The sequence below is a fragment of the Herbaspirillum sp. CF444 genome, from assembly GCF_000282135.1.
Taxonomy (GTDB): Bacteria; Pseudomonadota; Gammaproteobacteria; order Burkholderiales; family Burkholderiaceae_D; genus Herbaspirillum.
The window spans coordinates 47434-63694 of record NZ_AKJW01000083.1 but is presented as its reverse complement, the minus strand read 5'-3'; the positions used below and the strand labels follow the sequence as shown (position 1 = coordinate 63694).

At 59.1% G+C, this 16261-nt stretch carries 16 protein-coding genes; 11 read left to right on the top strand and 5 right to left on the bottom strand.

What is annotated here, in order from left to right; genetic code table 11:
* Positions 1–69: 69 nt before the first annotated feature.
* The 3 genes from PMI16_RS19320 to flgA form a co-directional block, all read right to left on the bottom strand.
* Positions 70–549, bottom strand: coding sequence for a flagella synthesis protein FlgN (locus tag PMI16_RS19320; protein ID WP_007882622.1), 480 nt, complete (start codon positions 547–549; stop codon positions 70–72).
* Positions 550–553: 4 nt separating this feature from the next.
* Positions 554–865: a flagellar biosynthesis anti-sigma factor FlgM gene (gene flgM / locus PMI16_RS19315; protein ID WP_007882621.1), complete on the bottom strand. Its 312-nt coding sequence runs from the start codon at positions 863–865 to the stop codon at positions 554–556.
* 108 nt (positions 866–973) lie between these two features.
* On the bottom strand, positions 974–1696 hold the full coding sequence (gene flgA / locus PMI16_RS19310; protein ID WP_007882620.1) for a flagellar basal body P-ring formation chaperone FlgA: 723 nt from the start codon (positions 1694–1696) through the stop codon (positions 974–976).
* A 210-nt stretch (positions 1697–1906) separates the two neighbouring features.
* Between flgA and flgB the strand changes: the two genes are divergently transcribed.
* From flgB to flgL, 11 genes are all read left to right on the top strand, one after another.
* Positions 1907–2332 (top strand): flagellar basal body rod protein FlgB, encoded by a 426-nt coding sequence (gene flgB, locus PMI16_RS19305; RefSeq protein WP_007882610.1) that lies wholly within the window; start codon positions 1907–1909, stop codon positions 2330–2332.
* Between the two features lie 5 nt (positions 2333–2337).
* On the top strand, positions 2338–2742 hold the full coding sequence (gene flgC / locus PMI16_RS19300) for a flagellar basal body rod protein FlgC (protein ID WP_007882609.1): 405 nt from the start codon (positions 2338–2340) through the stop codon (positions 2740–2742).
* A 14-nt stretch (positions 2743–2756) separates the two neighbouring features.
* On the top strand, positions 2757–3473 hold the full coding sequence (locus PMI16_RS19295) for a flagellar hook assembly protein FlgD (protein WP_007882608.1): 717 nt from the start codon (positions 2757–2759) through the stop codon (positions 3471–3473).
* A 32-nt stretch (positions 3474–3505) separates the two neighbouring features.
* The gene (flgE, locus tag PMI16_RS19290; protein ID WP_007882607.1) at positions 3506–4774 is read left to right on the top strand and encodes a flagellar hook protein FlgE; all 1269 of its coding nucleotides are present in this window, start codon (positions 3506–3508) and stop codon (positions 4772–4774) included.
* A 77-nt stretch (positions 4775–4851) separates the two neighbouring features.
* Positions 4852–5592, top strand: coding sequence for a flagellar basal-body rod protein FlgF (gene flgF, locus PMI16_RS19285; RefSeq protein WP_007882606.1), 741 nt, complete (start codon positions 4852–4854; stop codon positions 5590–5592).
* A 21-nt stretch (positions 5593–5613) separates the two neighbouring features.
* Positions 5614–6396 carry a flagellar basal-body rod protein FlgG gene (gene flgG, locus PMI16_RS19280; protein ID WP_007882605.1) on the top strand — a complete coding sequence of 261 codons (783 nt, stop codon included), beginning with the start codon at positions 5614–5616 and terminating at the stop codon, positions 6394–6396.
* A 52-nt stretch (positions 6397–6448) separates the two neighbouring features.
* A complete protein-coding gene (locus PMI16_RS19275; RefSeq protein WP_007882604.1) occupies positions 6449–7108 on the top strand; it encodes a flagellar basal body L-ring protein FlgH in 660 nt (219 codons plus the stop codon).
* A gap of 15 nt (positions 7109–7123) precedes the next feature.
* Positions 7124–8263, top strand: a complete 1140-nt coding sequence (locus PMI16_RS19270; RefSeq protein WP_007882602.1) for a flagellar basal body P-ring protein FlgI — start codon at positions 7124–7126, stop codon at positions 8261–8263.
* Positions 8264–8276: 13 nt separating this feature from the next.
* Complete coding sequence (gene flgJ / locus PMI16_RS19265) at positions 8277–9227, top strand: flagellar assembly peptidoglycan hydrolase FlgJ (protein ID WP_007882601.1); 951 nt, start codon at positions 8277–8279, stop codon at positions 9225–9227.
* A gap of 163 nt (positions 9228–9390) precedes the next feature.
* On the top strand, positions 9391–11652 hold the full coding sequence (gene flgK / locus PMI16_RS19260; protein ID WP_007882600.1) for a flagellar hook-associated protein FlgK: 2262 nt from the start codon (positions 9391–9393) through the stop codon (positions 11650–11652).
* 19 nt (positions 11653–11671) lie between these two features.
* Positions 11672–12805 carry a flagellar hook-associated protein FlgL gene (flgL, locus tag PMI16_RS19255; RefSeq protein WP_007882599.1) on the top strand — a complete coding sequence of 378 codons (1134 nt, stop codon included), beginning with the start codon at positions 11672–11674 and terminating at the stop codon, positions 12803–12805.
* A 49-nt stretch (positions 12806–12854) separates the two neighbouring features.
* Here the strand turns inward: flgL and PMI16_RS19250 are convergent, their stop codons facing one another.
* Both PMI16_RS19250 and PMI16_RS19245 read right to left on the bottom strand, forming a co-directional pair.
* Positions 12855–14303 carry an efflux transporter outer membrane subunit gene (locus tag PMI16_RS19250; RefSeq protein ID WP_007882598.1) on the bottom strand — a complete coding sequence of 483 codons (1449 nt, stop codon included), beginning with the start codon at positions 14301–14303 and terminating at the stop codon, positions 12855–12857.
* Positions 14303–16258, bottom strand: a complete 1956-nt coding sequence (locus tag PMI16_RS19245; protein WP_007882597.1) for a MacB family efflux pump subunit — start codon at positions 16256–16258, stop codon at positions 14303–14305. The genes PMI16_RS19250 and PMI16_RS19245 overlap by 1 nt, the downstream gene beginning before the upstream one ends.
* Positions 16259–16261 lie beyond the last annotated feature (3 nt).

The following is a 16261-nucleotide window of genomic DNA, read 5'->3' as shown; positions in this document are numbered from 1 at the left end:
GGTGAAAGGCGACGAGCATAAAAAAGACCGCAGCTGCGGTCTTTTTTGTTCGTTCTGCCCGGCTTCGGATCAACCTATGCCAAGTGGGCGTCCGGTCGTGCGTACGCTGGCCGAGCCATCCGGGCCATAGAATGAGCCGCTACTGGTGCCGCCTTGCAGAATCTTCAGTGCGTTTTGATTGATTGCCATTTGACGGCCGACCAAGGTGCCATTGACGCGGTTCAATTCCCGGGCTGACTGAGCCAACTCGAACAGTTCATTCCAGAGTGTTTTATCAGCTTCCGCGCCGTGCTGATCGAGCCAGCTTTGCATGCCATTTTCGCTGGCAGGGAAGCTGACGGCCGATAACAGTCTGTAGCGTTGATCCGCCAGTCTTGCCATTTCGGCAATGATCTGTGCTTTTTCGTTGATTACGTTCGGAATTTCATCCGCATCGCCGTTGCCGCTGAGCAAAGCTTGCTCTTGTTGCAGTGTTGCAACCAGGCGTGACGTTACCTGCTTTTCTTCGGCAAGGTAGTGCGAGGGCAATTGCGAAGTCGTACTTGTCATTGCGTTAAGCTTTGCTGCGTGTGCTGATCAGATTTTTAACGGTGTCCAACAGTCCGCTGGCAACCTTTTCCGGGTCAACCTGGAAGGTGCCGTTGGCAATTGCTGCTTTGATCTCTGCGACTTTCTTTGCGTCGAAACTGCCGCTTGGGCCGGCCGCCTTGGTGCCAAGAGACTGGTACTGAGCCGACAGCTGTACATTGGCGGAGTCAGCGCTTGCTGCATCCGTCTTGGCACCGGTCGTACCGGGAGTGCGCGGCTGGGGCTGCGCTACCTCCGGTAAGCCTGAGCCAGTTTTAAGGGCGTCATTAACGTTCACGGCATCATCCTTGTGTGGTGAGGGCTCTCAGGCCCGCCTGTTGCATAGATTATCGGCGATTTTTCCGTAAACTTTAATACTATTTCTCCGACGGGAATTTGTTTCCCGTCAGTAATTGATTTCAATAATTCCGCCTGCCCTGGCAACGCCGCTGACCACCTGTCCGGCCGGCGTGCGGGCTTGCGCAATCTGGCCTTCGCTGGCGTTGTTCAGGGCGCGGCCCTCGGTGGCAATCTGGAATCCCGGGCCGACGGAAACGATGCGAACCGACTGTCCTTGCTGTACGACACGATTGGCGCGCAAAATATCCTGGCGCAATGGTGCGCCGGCGGCCAGAGAGATGCTGGCAGTGCGACCGATGGCTTGTGCTGCGTCGGTAATAATGCCGCTTGGCAAATTCGACAGGTCGCCTTTGATCTTGGTAATGTCGTTCGGGCCGATGGTCTGGCCTTGCGCCAGAGGTGTGGCGGTGACAATATATTCGGCAACGACCTGCACGGTGGCGCGCACGTAAATCGTCCAGGGGGAGGGGGCGGTGCACTTGATGCCGATGGTGGTTTTGCCCCACAGGCGCCCGCCGTTGGGCAGAAATGCCTGGGGCGATGGGCAGGCGGCCAGGCTCAGGCGGCTGTCGACCGGTTCGACCGTCGCATTCACCGTGCCGGACAAACCGGTGGTCTGGACCTTGATGAACTGTTCGGCGATTTGTTGCAAGGCGCTCAGATTCTGCCGTGGCGGCGCATTGGATGGATCGGGAGTTGCCGTTTGTGCAAGCGCCGAAAACCCGATGGCAGGCAAAAGCAGCACCAGCGCTGTGAGGAATGATTTCATAACAACAACTTAAAACCTTAGTGGCCGAAGGAGTGGCCATCGTGTCAGCAATACTAATGGCGACAGCCTTCATCAAAAGGCTGAACAAGGCATAGTTTTATCTCTTTATCGGGCAATCGAGTTTCAGGTGGGGTCGTATGATCCAATGGTATCTAAATCCCATTATCGGCGTAATGCGTACTTTTTGAAGGGCGCATTCAGGAGAAATCGATGGTCGCAAAACTGGATGATTATCTGAGGTTCAACGAGACGGCGCTGAATTTGCGCGCCCAGCGTCAGCAATTGCTGGCATCCAATATCGCCAATGCCGACACGCCGAATTATAAGGCGCGCGACATCGACTTCGCCAAAACCTTGCAAGGCGCCATGGACGGCAAGTCGTCGCCCAAGGTGCCGCCGGTAGAACTGGCGCGCACATCGGCGGGTCATATCGCCGGCAAGCCGACTGGCGACAGCGGCATCGGCGGTTCTCCGCTGCTGTATCGCACGGTTACCCAAGGCAGCGTGGACGGCAATACCGTCGACATGGACGTCGAACGTAACCAGTTCACCGATAACGCCGTGCGCTACGAAGCAGGCGTCACGGCCGTCAACGGGCAGATCAAGACGCTGCTCGCCGCCATCCAACCGGGCTGATCATCATGTCTCTTTCCAATATTTTCAATGTCGCCGGCTCGGCCATGAGCGCGCAGTCGCAGCGTCTCAATACGGTCGCCAGCAACATCGCCAATGCCGACAGCGCAACCAGCCCGAACGGCCAGCCGTACAAGGCCAAGCAGGTCGTGTTCAAGGCGGTGCCCTACGGCAACATCTCCGACAGCGGTGTCAAGGTCGATCAGATCGTCGAAGACCAGGCGCCGCCCAAGCTGACATACGATCCCAAGCATCCGCTGGCGGACGCCAACGGCTATGTCGCCATGCCGAACGTTAATCCGGTAGAGGAGATGGTCAACATGATCTCCGCTTCGCGCTCGTATCAGACCAACGTCGAGACGATGAACACCGCCAAGAATATGTTGATGAAAACCCTCACCATCGGTACTTAAGGAAGATCCTAATCATGACTACTGTTTCCTCTGATCTGCTGGCGGCCGTGAATGGCACGTCGACCTCGACCAGCAGCACTTCCAGCCTGAACGACAACAGCCCTGAAGCGATTCAGCAACGTTTCCTGAAGCTGCTGACAGTGCAGATGCAAAATCAGGATCCGACCAATCCAATGGACAACTCCCAGTTGACCACGCAACTGGCTCAGCTGTCGACCGTGTCGGGCATCAGCCAACTGAACACGACCTTGAGCGCCTTGATGAGCAATCTGGGCACATCCCAGTCGCTGCAGGCAGCCAACATGATCGGTCACAGCGTTCTGGCGCCGGGCAACAACGTCACGCTGACATCGGACACTACTACGGCGACTGACGGTACTTCAACCACGACGCAAAAAGCGATCTTCGGCGTGCAACTGGCCAGCGCAGCGGACAGCGTCAAGGTCACCATCCGCGACTCGGCCGGCAACGTCGTCCACTCGCTGGACCTGGGTTCGCAAGCCGCAGGCACAGTACCGATCATCTGGAACGGCGCAACCGATGCCGGCACCCAGGCTAAAGACGGCACTTATACCTTTGACGTCACGGCGACCAGCGCCGGCACGTCGGTCGGCGCGACCGCCCTGGCATTCGGCACCGTTGCCAGCGTCAGCACCGGCACCGACGGCGTCAAGCTGAACGTTTCGAACATCGGCACCATCAAGTCCACCGACGTAGTCCAAATTCTTTAATCGACGGCCGCTTCCAGCAGAAGGAGAATCAAATGAGTTTTCAACAAGGTCTGAGCGGTCTGGCAGGTGCATCCAAAAGCCTCGACGTGATCGGCAACAATGTCGCCAACGCCAGTACAGTGGGTTTTAAATCGGCGCAGGCGCAGTTCGCCGACATGTATGCCAATTCGATGAACCGCTCCGGCAACTCTCCGGTTGGTATCGGCGTGACGGTCGCCAACGTGCAGCAGGCATTCACGCAAGGTAACGTCACCACGACCAATAATCCCCTGGACATCGCCATCAATGGCGACGGTTTCTTCCGCATGCAGGGCAGCCTGACCGATTCGTCGCCACTGTATGGCCGCAATGGCCAGTTTCAGCTGGACAAGAACGGCTACATTATCAACCCCAGCGAAAAGGGGGCTTACCTGACCGGTTGGCTGGGTACGGTGACGGGCGGTGATCCGGTTCCTCTGCAAATCGATACATCGAATATTCCTGCCACGCAAACCACCAATGTGGCAAGCAAGCTGAATCTGGATTCGCGCCTGACAGGCATTGCCCCGGCGACGACGCCATTCGTGTTCAGCGATACCAGTACGTATAACAGCACGACTGGCGTGACGGTCTATGACAGCCTGGGTAACAGCTATAACGTCCAGACTTACTACGTCAAGAACGCGACAACGTCGACTGCCACCACCACCGACTGGGATGTCTACACGACCGTTGACGGTGTGGCGTATCCAGCCTTTGTGGCGCCCGCCACACAAGCGAAGGTTGGTACGTTGACCTTTGACAGCAACGGTATCCTCACCAGCGCGCAGCCGGCTGCGACGCTGAACCTGACCGCGAAAGCGGGCGCATCGTTTGCCGCTGCCGGTATCACGCTGAACTACACTGGCACGACACAGACCGGCGCCGCGTTTGCGACCGTTGCACAAAGCCAGGATGGCAAGGGCCCGGGCGTATTGTCGAGTTTCTCGATCGGCAAAGACGGCCTGATCACAGGCAGCTACTCCAACGGCGACACCAAGACGCTGGGTCAGGTGTTGTTGGTGAACTTTGCCAATCCGAATGGTCTGCAGCCATTGGGCAGCAATCTGTACACCGCAACTTCCGATGCCGGCACACCGCTGATCGGTACGCCGACCACAGGCCAATTCGGTGTATTGCAAGCACGTTCGGTGGAGGACTCCAACGTCGACCTGACCACGGAGCTGGTCAACATGATCGTGGCGCAGCGCGTTTATCAGGCCAACTCGCAAACCATCAAGGTGCAGGATACCGTTCTGCAAACCTTGGTCAGCCTGCGTTAATGGCGTTGAGCCCGGGCAATTTGAATTAAGCGGGGAAGCGTGCAGCAACGCAGCTGCACGCAAATATAGGGGTAAATATGGATCGTGTGATCTACACCGCCATGTCGGGCGCCAAGCACACATTGGAGCAGCAGGCCAACGCCAGCAACAATCTGGCGAATGCGACGACGACGGGTTTTCGCGAGCAGCTCAACACTTTCCGAGCCGTGCCTGTCGTTGGCGAAGGCCTGGCGACGCGCACCTTCGTGGTCGACTCGACCGCCGGCACCAATTTCAATGCGGGTCCGATTCAGGATACCGGCCGTGCGCTGGACGTCGCGGTCCAGGGGCCGGGCTGGCTGGCCGTGCAAACGGCTGACGGCAGCGAAGCCTACACGCGCAACGGCAGCTTCAAGCTGAGCGAAAACGGCATCCTGCAAACGCAGACCGGTCTGAACGTGGTCGGCGATGGCGGTCCGATCAGCATTCCGCCGGACGTCACCATTGCGATCGCTTCCGACGGCACCGTGTCGTCGATTCCGACCACGGGGACCCCGAATGCAGTGAATATTCTGGGGCGCCTCAAGCTGGTCAACCCCGATGAAAAAGCACTGAAGCGCGGCGACGATGGCCTGTTTCGCATGACCGCCGGCGCGCAAGCGCCTCCGGACGCCAATGTCCGTCTGGTCGGCGGTGCGTTGGAAGGCAGTAATGTCAATGTTGTCGAGTCCATGGTCAGCATGATCAACCTCGCGCGTCAATTCGACCTGAACATGAAGGTGGTGACAACCGCCCAGAGTGATTCGGACAAAGCAAACCAAATTCTGTCGTTGAGTTAATAACCAGGCACTGGAGAAAAAATGATTCGTTCCCTGTGGATTTCCAAAACCGGTCTGGATGCGCAGCAAACGCAGCTGGACGTGATTTCCAATAACCTGGCCAACACCAGCACCAATGGTTTCAAGCGCTCGCGCGCGGTATTTGAGGACCTGATGTATCAGACCATCCGCCAGCCGGGCGCACAATCGTCGCAGCAGACGCAATTGCCGTCGGGTCTGCAAATCGGTACCGGTGTGCGTCCCGTGGCGACCGAGCGCATCCATACGCAAGGCAACGTGAACCAGACCAACAACGACAAGGATATCGCCATTCAGGGCGCCGGCTTCTTCCAGGTCCTGATGCCGGACGGCACGACGCAATATACGCGCGACGGTTCGTTCCAGACCGACAGCCAGGGCCAGCTGGTGACTTCCAGCGGCTACACCGTGCAGCCGCCGATCACGATTCCTGCAAACACCACCAAGCTGACGGTCGGTCGCGATGGCACCGTGTCGATTAACCAGGCCGGCTCGACTGCGACGACGCAGATCGGCACCCTGCAGATCGCTACTTTCATCAATCCGGCCGGCCTGGAAAGCAAGGGCGAGAACCTGTACGCCGAAACGGCGGCCTCCGGCACGCCTGCTCCCAATACGCCGGGCACCAACGGCGCCGGCGCACTGTGGCAAGGCTACGTTGAAACGTCGAACGTCAACGTGGTGGAAGAAATGGTCAACATGATTCAGACGCAGCGCGCTTACGAAATCAATAGCAAGGCGATCACCACGTCCGACCAGATGCTGGCGAAATTGTCGCAGCTGTAATGTTGATGAGTATTAGCAATACCTTGTTTTGATGAAATGGGATGAGGCAAACATGAATAGCCTTTTGAAACTTGCCACCATCATCGGGATGTTCGCCATCGCTGGATGTACCACGGTACCAGAGTCGATCGTCACCGGGCCGAAGTCGGCCCGGCCTGAGCCGGCCTCCTATGCGCCGCCGACCAACGGGGCAATTTTCCAGTCGGCGGCATATCGTCCGCTGCTGGAGGATCGCCGTGCGCGTCTGGTCGGCGATACGCTGACCATTGTCATCAATGAAAACACGACTGCCGCCAAATCGGCCGGCAGTTCGTCCAGCAAGACCGGCAGCGCCACCGCAGTGGCGCCGACCTTGTTCGGCACTTCGATCAAAGAATTGTCGGGCAGCGGCGGCAGCACCAACAAATATGACGAGAAGGGCGCTATTTCGTCCAGCAACAATTTCACCGGCACCATCGGCGTGACCGTGATCGAAGTGCTGCAGAACGGTAACCTGCTGGTCAGCGGCGAGAAACAGGTGGCGCTCGACAAGGGGGTTGAATACGTGCGCTTCTCGGGCACCGTCAGCCCAGACAAGATCGCTACCGGCAATACCGTTTCGTCCACCGCGGTGGCCGATGCGAAAGTGGAATACCGCACCAATACCCGTGTGGATATGGCCGAATTTATGTCTTCGTTGTCGCGCTTTTTCTTCAGCGTCTCACCGTTCTGATCAGGGAGTCGCATGATGATTCAACGTTCCTATCTGTTGCAGCGGACCAACCGGCTGGCGTCGGTTCTGCTGGCATCCCTTTGTTTGCTCAGCGCCGGCGTGGCGCATGCCGAGCGTCTCAAGGATCTCGCCAGCATCCAGGGCGTGCGGCAGAATCAACTGGTCGGTTACGGCCTTGCCGTCGGTCTCGACGGCAGCGGCGACCAGACCACGCAAACACCGTTTACGGTGCAAAGCGTCGTCAGCATGCTGCAGCAATTGGGCGTTAATCTTCCCAGCACCTCGACCAGCAACATGCAGTTGAAGAACGTCGCCGCCGTGATGGTGACGACGTCCTTGCCGGCATTCGCGCAACCGGGCCAGACGCTGGACGTCACCGTATCGTCCATCGGCAACGCCAAAAGCATTCGCGGCGGCACCTTGCTGATGGCGCCGCTCAAAGGCGCGGACGGTCAGATCTATGCAATCGCTCAAGGCAACATCGTGGTCGGCGGCGCCGGCGCTTCTGCCGCGGGCAGCAGCACCACCATCAATCAGCTGAGCGTGGGCCGTATTTCCGCCGGCGCGACGGTGGAACGCGCCGTGCCATCGGCATTGGGCCAGGGCGATGTCGTCAATCTGGAATTGAACGACAACGACTTCTCTACCGCCAGCCGCGTGGTGGATGCCGTCAACAAGCGTTTCGGCTTTGACACCGCGGTTGCCCAGGACGGTCGCGTGATTCGTATTCGCGCGCCGATAGGCAGCGGCGAGCGGGTCGCCTTCCTCGGTGCATTGGAAAATATCGATGTCATCCCGGCGCGTGTCAGCGCCAAGGTGATTCTCAATGCCCGTACCGGCTCGGTCGTGATGAACCAGTCCGTGACGCTGGACACGTGCGCCGTATCGCACGGCAATCTGTCGGTGGTGATCAATGCCGAAAACAGCATCAGCCAGCCGGGTGCATTGTCCGGCGGGCAGACGGCGGCAAATCAGAATGCCCAGATCTCGATCAATTCAGCGCCTGGCAAGGTGATGTACCTGAGGGGCGGCGCTTCGTTGGCCGATGTGGTCAAAGCGCTCAACGCCATCGGTGCGACGCCGCAGGATTTGCTGGCGATTCTGCAAGCAATGAAGGCCGCCGGTTCGCTGCGCGCAGAGCTGGAAATCATCTAATCGAGGCCTGTTCATGATCAACAACATCAAGCCGGGAAATCCGACTGAAAGCCTCGCTGTCGATGCCAACAGCCTGAACAGCCTGAAGTCGTCGGCGGCTCAGCAGTCGCCGGAGTCGCTCAAGGGAGCCGCCAAGCAATTCGAGGCTTTGTTCCTGAACATGATGATGAAGAGCATGCGTGACGCGACGCCGCAAGACGGCATGTTCGACAGTCAGCAGACCAAGATGTTTACCAGCATGCTGGATCAGCAGCTGAGCCAGAACATGGCGCAACGCGGCGTCGGCCTGGCCGACATGCTGGTGCGCCAGCTGTCGCACAGCCTCAACAAGCCATTGCCGACCGATGACGAAACATCGCAATCCGGATTGCCGCTCGATATCCCGTTGCTCAACGGTCTGAGCGACCAAGACAAGGCTCGCCTGGTGCAAGGCATCGGCAGCAATACCGACGATGCCTCGCAGGGAGGAGGCGGCAAGCGCAACAAGGGCGGGCAGCAGCGTCCGGCGCATATCGAGGCGTTCCAGAACCGTCTGCAGGCCGATGCGGAAGCCGCCAGCCAGGTGACGGGCATTCCGGCCAAGTTCATGCTGGCGCAAGCCGCCCTGGAAACCGGATGGGGCAAGAAAGAAATCCGCGCCCGCGACGGCAGCTCGGCACACAATCTGTTCGGCATCAAGGCAACCGGAAACTGGACCGGCAAGGTGGTCGAGGCCACTACGGTCGAATACGTCAATGGCGTGGCGCAACGCAAGGTTGAGAAATTCCGTGCTTACGACTCCTACTCGGAAGCCTTCCAGGATTATGCCAAGCTGCTGCGCAGCAACCCACGCTACGAAAAAGTCTTGGCAAACGCGCAAGACGCTCATGGTTTCGCCTACGGCCTGCAACGCGCAGGCTATGCAACCGACCCGCATTATGCGGAAAAGCTATCGCGTATCATCCGGCAATCCCTGTCGGCCTGATCGGGCATTCACATCGCAGTCGCCGGGGACGATAGCGTGCATGAATTTGCATGCGCCAGGGAACGTCGTCATCCCCGGACGCTCTCAAATTCATTGGCGATGGCTCCTAAAGTTTCGCTGCCGACTGCCGTTGACTAGGATATTCCGTTAAAGAAAATATCGTATGGCTACCAGTATCTTCAGTATCGGGCAAAGTGCACTCGCCGCGGCTCAGGCTGCACAGGCGACGACCAGCCACAATATTTCCAATGCGACAACCCCGGGTTACAACCGGCAGGTGGTGGTGCAAAGCACGGCCGGCGGCATCAATTACGGTTATGGTTTTGTCGGGCAGGGCACCCAGGTCGCGGAAATCAAACGCGTCTATGACGACTTCCTGTACAAGCAAGTGCTGTCCTCCCAGACGAGCGCCAGTTCGCTGGATTCCTACTATACGCAGATCAGCCAGATCAATAATCTGGTCGCGGATACGTCGGCAGGCCTGTCGCCGGCATTGCAAGATTTTTTCGCAAGCACGCAAAACCTGGCGTCGACGCCGAACAATGACGGCGCACGTCAGTCGGTGATTTCGGCAGGACAGACTCTGGCCGCGCGCTTTCAGAGTCTGAACGATCAACTGACGCAGAGCCGTAACGGCGTCAACAGCCAGATTACTTCAAGTGTCGACACGATCAATACTTACGCCAGCCAGATCCAGGCGCTCAACAATGCGATCCTGAAAGCTTCCGGCGGCAGCGGCGTGGCTCCCAACGACTTGCTGGACCAGCGCGACCAGGCGATTGCGGACCTCAACAAGATCGTCAAGGTCACGACCGTGCCGCAAGACAACGGTTCTCTGAGCGTGTTCATCGGCAGCGGCCAGCCGCTGGTGCTGGGCGATACCGTATCGACGCTGGTGACCACACCCGCATCCAACGATCCGACACGCCTGCAGATCGCTTACCAGACCAATGGCCAGAACGTCGTGATCCCGGATACGGCATTCAGCGGCGGCAGCCTCGGCGGCATCCTGCAATATCGCAGCGACACGCTGGATACGGCGCAAAATTCGCTCGGCCGCATCGCTATCGCCATGGCGACGGCATTCAATACACAGCACAAACTGGGGCAGGATCAGAACGGCAACCTTGGCACCGACTTCTTCAATGTCGGCGCACCGGTGGTGTATAGCGACACCAAGAATGCGGCTGGTTCCGCAGCGACCGCGACCATTACGGATCCGTCCAAGCTCACGACCAGCGATTACAAGCTGAGCTACGACGGCACCAAATACACATTCACCCGGTTGTCCGATAACACCAAGACCATCGTTGATCCAACCGCGACGCCGGCAGGCACGTTCCCGGTGACGATTGACGGCGTGACCTATGCTGCACCGACCATGTCGGCAGGCGACAGCTTCCTGATCAAGCCGACCGTGGCGGGCGCCGGCGCGATGAGCGTGGCGATCACCAATACGCAACTGATCGCGGCGGGTACGCCGGTGTTGACCTCCAGCAATGCTGTGACCGACATGGGGCTCGTCACTACGGGCAATACCGGTACCGGCGTGATCACGTCGGCGACGGTCGACAAATCGACATTTACGCCTGGCGCCACTCAAACCTATACGTATACCTCCGGCACGACTTCATTAGCTTTGGTGCCGGCAGCGGCGGTGACGGTAACGACGACCGCCGGCGTGACGACGACGTATGCGGCTGGTGCGGCAATTCCTTATTCGGCCGGTGCGACCATTTCCAGCGGCGGCGTCAGTTTCGTGCTGAGCGGGACTCCCGCCAACGGCGACGCGTTCAAGTTCTCTCCGGTTCCGGCCAATACCGGTACCGCGACAATTTCGTCCGGCACGATCGACTCGACCTATACGCCATTGGCGGCAGGCACCAAGTTTGCCTTCACGTTCAACAGTGCCACCAGCCAGTTCACGCCATCGGCGTCAGTCGGCGCCGTGGTGGTGACGCATACCGACGGCACGACGACCAGCTATGCAGCCGGTGCAGCGATCAACTACACGACCGGCGACACGCTCACCACCGCCGGCGCCAGTTTCAAGATCACCGGCCAGCCGGCCAACGGCGACCAGTTCTATCTCAGTCCGAACACCAACGGCGTCAACGACAACCGTAACGCGCAGGCATTGAATGCGTTGCAAACGGCCAATACCATCGGCAACACGTCATTCCAGGGATCGTATTCGCAACTGGTTGCCACCATCGGCAACAAGACCAATGAAATCAGCGTCACCAACAAGGCCGAAAACGCTCGTCTGACGTCCATTCAACAGCAACAACAATCCGAATCCGGGGTCAACCAGGATGAGGAGTTGTCGAACATGATCAAGAATCAGACCGCCTACCAGGCCGCAGCCAAAATCATCCAGGCTGCCAGTGACATGCTGAACGTCTTGTTCACTCTTGGCAGTTAAAGTTTGAAGGAAAATTAAAATGCGCATCAGCACCAACATGCTTTATCAGTTGAGCAATACCGATCTGACCAATATGCAAGGATCGATATTGAAGCTCACGCAACAGATCAATGCAGGCCAGACAGTCCTGTTGCCGTCGGATAGTCCGATTGCAGCCGCACGCGCTTTGGATCTGGCGCAGACGCAAGCCCTGAATACGCAGTTTGCGACCAACCGCAACAACGCCAACAGCTCGCTGGCGACGGTGAGCAATGCGCTGACCAGTGTGACTAACATGATGACCAAGCTCAAATCGGACATCATTCAGGCAGGCGACGCATCGTTCTCCAACGCCGAACGCGCCAACATGGCGACGGAACTGAAGGGCAATCTCCAGGAAATGCTGGGTTTTGCCAACTCGACCGACGGTCTGGGCAATTACGTGTTCGGCGGTTACAAGAGCGGCAGCGCGCCGTTCTCGTTCGATGACTCGGGCAATATCGTCTACAACGGCGACCAGGGCGCACAGACATTGCAGGTCGATTCGACGCGCCAGATGGAAGTCAGCGTGTCGGGACAGGCCGTGTTCCAGGGCAACGGCCAGGACACGTTCAAGATGATGCAGAATCTCATCACCTTGTTGGCCGTGCCGACCACCGAAGCCGCGAATAACGCCGACACCCAGGCGGCCAATACGTTTGAATATCCGGCCGGTTCAGGTTTGTTCCCGATTGCCGCGTACAATACTGCACAAGCTGCGCTGGATGCGGCTCAACCGACGGATCCTAATTACGCGACGCTGCTGACGCAGGCTGCCAACGCCAAGCTGGCGTCCGATAAGGCTGACGCGGCGCGTACGCCGATTGCCGGCAGCCAGGCCTCGCTGACGCGCAGTTTGAACACGCTCCATGCGTCGATCACTTCGCAGATGAGCAACATCGAATCCGCGACGGCATCGGTAGGTGCGCGCCAGAACGAGCTGGATAATCTCGACGCGCAAGGCAAGGTGCTGGATCAGCAATACACCCAGACCACCAATGATTTGTTGGGTCGCAACCTGAGCGATACCACTGCGCTGGTCAGCCAATTGAGCCTTCAGCAGCAATATCTGCAGGCTGCACAGAAAGTGTTTGTGTCGACCAGCAGCCTGACGTTGTTGAACTACCTCAAGTAATTCCCTCTGCCGGGTGGGCGCGCGCTCACCCGGTGTCTCGATTTTTCTTTCAGTTTCGCCCGTCCTGCAGCGTGTCTTGGGTGTCTTGCGGCGACATCGCTGCATGATTTTCATCTTGCATATCGCCGCCCAGCGCCTGGTACAGCGTCATCTGGTTATTCAGCCGGTTCAGGCGATTCTGCGTCAGCGACACTTCCGCCGTGCGACGTTTTTCCTGGGCATCCAGCCAGTCTTTCAGGGCGACATAACCGGTGCGATAGCGCAGCTCATAGAGGCGCTCGGTGGTCTGGGCTGCTTTCAGATTCTTTTCCAGCAAGGCTCCCTGAGTCGCATATTGCTCGCGCGCCGAGAGCGCGTTTTCGACGTCGGCGAGCGCCGTGTAAAGCGTCTGGCGGAAACTTACTACCGCGCTCTCGTAGTCGGCTTGCGAGGACTTGATGTTCAGCTGCATCTGATTCCACTGCAGAAACGGTAGCACCAACCCGGCGCCGAGCGTGCCGATGGGGTTCAGCAGCACGTTGCGCAGGTCCGGGCTGCTGCCTCCCGCCGCTGCCGTCAATGTCAGGCTGGGGTAGTAACTTGCACGGGTGTAGTCGACCGTGGCAAGCGATTCGCGCAGGCGCAATTCCGCTGCGCGCAGGTCAGGACGGCGACCCAACAGATCAGCGGGCAAGCCGGACTGCAAGCGCGGCAAGGCTTGCTCGGGCAGACGTTGCGGCGCCGGATAGCTTTTCCCGGGCGGGCCGTCGAAGAGCAGGGCCAGCGCATTGGCCGTTTCGACTTGCTGCTGCAGGAGTTCGGTATGCGTCGACTGTTGGGTGGCAAGGTTTTGTTCCGCTTCCAGCACTTCCAGCGACGACACGGCGCCGGATTGGTATTGCGTGCGGATCAGCGCGAGCGTCTTTTCTGCGTAGGCGATGCTTTCCAGGCTCAAGGCAACGCGCTGATTCAGATACGCGGTTTTCCAGTACAGATTGGCGGTGGTGCCGATCAAGGTCAATGCCGTACTCTCGCGATCCTGTTCGGTGGCGAGCGCCTCCCATTTCTTTGCGTCGTACTGGCTGCCCAGCTTGCCCCAAAGATCGGCTTCATAGCTCAGCGTCACTGCTGTGGAACTGTTCTTGTAGCTGCTGCGATCATTGCGCAGATAGCGGTTGTAGGTGGTGGAGGTGTTGGAGCTCAATGCGGGCAGACGTTCGTCGGCGGCAATGCCGGCTTGCAATTGGGCGCGGCGCACTTTGATGGTGGCGGCCGCCAGGTCGTTGTTGCGGCGCAGGGCTTCATCGATCAGGCGATCCAGATTGGCGTCGCCAAAATGCCGCCACCATTTTCCGCCATCGACTTCCGCACGGTTGTCGTCGTGGGCCCAGGTCGCGGGGATGGCCGTCCTGGGGGGGGCGTAGGGCGTCTGCACCAGTGAACCGCAGGCGCCGAGCAGGCCGGCGGACAACAGAATGACGACCATGGCCGCGGGGCGAAAGGGCGAGTGTTTCTTCATTATTCTCTCGACAGCGCGTCGACCGGATCCAATTGAGCGGCATTGCGCGCGGGAAGGAAACCGAATACGACGCCGATCATGGTGGAGCAGACAAAGGCGGAGACGATGGAGGTGATGGAATAGAGCATCGCGAAATTCTTGCTGAAGCTGGCGAAGAGGACGCCGAACGACAAGGCCAGCAAGACGCCGAGCAGGCCGCCCGACAGGCACACCAACATGGCTTCAATCAGGAACTGTTTCATGATGTCGCTCTGGCGTGCGCCGACGGCCATGCGCACGCCGATTTCACGCGTGCGTTCGGAGACCGAGACCAGCATGATGTTCATCACGCCGATGCCGCCCACGATCAGCGATATCACGGCAATCATCGACACCAGCAAGGTCAGCGTGGCGGTTGTCTTTTCGATGGTCTGGCGGATGCTGTCGGTATTGAAGACATAGAAATCCTTGGTGCGATGACGCATCGTCATCAGCTTGACGATGCCTTGTTCGGCGGCGGCAGGCGCGACGCTGTCGCTGATGCGCACCGTGATGCCTTTGAGGTAGTTTTGCCCCAGCAGGCGGCTCATGGCGGTGGTGTAGGGAACCCAGACATTGAGGCTGTCATTGTTGCCGAAGCCGCTTTCCTGCTTCTTGGTGACGCCGATGACGCGACAGGGAACGCTGCCGAGAAGGATCACCTCGCCCAGCGGATTGACGCCGTCTGCAAACAGTTTCGTGCGCGTGTTGGCGTCGATGACGACTTCCTGCGCGCGGCTTTCCACACTGGCGCGGCCGAAGCTTTGTCCGGCCGTCATGGCCAGTCCGCGCACGCGGAAATACTGTTCGCCGACGCCGCTGATCTGTGCGTTGACCGAGACGTTGCGATAGCGTACCGATGAGCTTGTCGACACGCTTGGCGTGACGCTGTCGACATAGCCTTGCTGCGCCAGCGCGTCTGCATCGGCCGGCATCAGCGTACGGATGGACGAGGCTTTCATGTCGCCGAAGTCGCTGCCGGGAAAGACGTCGATGGTATTGGTGCCCATCGCGCTGATGTCCTGGAGGATGCGTTCGCGCGAGCCGGCGCCGAGCGCCACCACCGACACCACCGAGGCAATGCCGATAATGATGCCCAGCATGGTCAGGAAAGTGCGCAGGCGATGCGCATTCATCGCCAGCAGCGACATATGAAAGGCTTCCGACAGACGATCGAGTCCGGCGCGCCAGGCACCGACGACGGGGGCCGTCTTTGCCGCCGGCGATGAGACGGCAGCCGGAGCCGCACTATCTTTGCGGCGATCGCCGATGATGACGCCATCGCTGATTTCGATGATGCGCTGTGCGTGTGCTGCCACTTGCATGTCGTGCGTCACGATGATGACGGTATGACCTTCGGCGTGCAGTTCCTTGAGGATGTTGATGACCTCCTGGCCGCTGTGGCTGTCGAGGGCGCCGGTCGGCTCATCGGCGAGGATCACCTGGCCGCCGTTCATCAAGGCGCGCGCAATGCTCACGCGTTGCTGCTGTCCGCCCGACAGCTGGCCAGGTTTGTGCCGCATGCGATCGGCCAGGCCGAGGCGCTGCAAAAGATCGGCTGCGCGGGCGTGGCGGCTGCCGCGTTCCTTGCCGGCATAGATGGCCGGGATTTCGACGTTGCCCAGTGCGGTCAGATCCGCCAGCAAGTGATAGCGCTGGAAGATGAAGCCGAAATGCTCGCGGCGCAGTTCCGCCAGCTCATCCGGACTGAGCCGGCCGGTTTCGCGGCCGGCGACGACATAGCTGCCGCGCGTCGGTTTGTCGAGGCAGCCGAGGATGTTCATCAGGGTTGATTTGCCCGAGCCGGAGGCGCCGACGATGGCCAGCATTTCGCCGGCATCGATGCGCAGATTGACGTCGTTGAGGACCGTGATCGTCTGCTCGCCCGCGGGGAAGTCACGCTGCAGGTTCCGTAGTTCCAGTAGAGGGGTATTCATGCG